Below are 1,030 nucleotides of genomic sequence, written 5' to 3'. Positions count from 1 at the left end.
CCGGCAGGCGATTGCGGAGCAATCTGCCGAGAGGAGCGCAAGCTGCCGTTGAAGGACTCGATGTAACCATTTTGCTGCGGCTTGTCCCGCTGCACGGCAGCGCATGTTTACATGCGCGAGAATGGGGATCGATGTAATGCCACTCGACCTTGTTATCGTTTGCCCATTTCAGGGTCGCTTTGCTGGTGAACTCCGTTCCCTTGTCGGAGACTATACAAGCGGGTTTCCCATAGATCCGGACCAGAGCATCCAACTCCCGTGCGACCCTGACCCCGGAGATACTGGTGTCGGGGACCAGGCATAGGTTTTCGCGGCAGCAATCGTCATTGACCGCCAGGATGCGGAAGTTGCGACAGGCCCCGAAAGTGTCGGACAGGAAGTCCAAGGACCAGCGCTGGTTCGGGCGCAATGGCACTGGCATCGGGGTGCGGCTGCCTCGCGCCCGTTTGCGGCCTCGACGGCGGCACACTGGCAGGCCCTCTTCCCGGTAAATCCGGTAAAGCTTCTTTTCGTTCATAATCATGCCCACGCGCTCCAGCAGGACGCCAATGCGCCCCTCCCGGCAGATTGCCTTGCAATCGCCTGCCGGGCAGTGGGATAATCGAACCGGCGCCGCTTCTCAGCAATCTTGTTCATTTCCAGACGGATCTCCGGGTTATCGGGCGGTCTCTTGCGCCGCACGGTCTTCGGATCGACACCGATCAGGACGCAGACCCGGCGTTGAGAGATCGGATGATCCCGCATCGCCCGCAGCACTGCGTCCCGCCGTTGCATCGGCGTCGTCAGGGCTTTCCCAGGAGATCCTTCAGCACAGCATTGTACAGCATGACATCTGCCACCAGGCGCTTGAGATTCGCGTTCTCATCCTCGGCCGCTTCAGCCGCATCGCCATTGTCTCTCGGACCAATGGCGTTCCAATGGCGATCATCGGACAGGTCCATCCCGCCATACCTGGCTTTCAGTTTGTAGAACGTCGCAGGGCTCAGGCCGTGCTTCCGGCACAGCTCCGCCGTCGGCAAACCAGCCTCCT

General features: G+C 60.6%; 1 pseudogene. It reads right to left on the bottom strand.

Features of this window, described 5'->3' with window-relative positions:
- Window positions 1-1,030: pseudogene (locus CHB75_RS21230) on the bottom strand (IS3 family transposase); the annotation flags it as partial.

The organism is Puniceibacterium sediminis, assembly GCF_900188035.1.
GTDB lineage: Bacteria > Pseudomonadota > Alphaproteobacteria > Rhodobacterales > Rhodobacteraceae > Puniceibacterium > Puniceibacterium sediminis.
The sequence above is the reverse complement of the archived record's forward strand: the minus strand, read 5'-3'. Positions and strand labels throughout refer to the sequence as shown.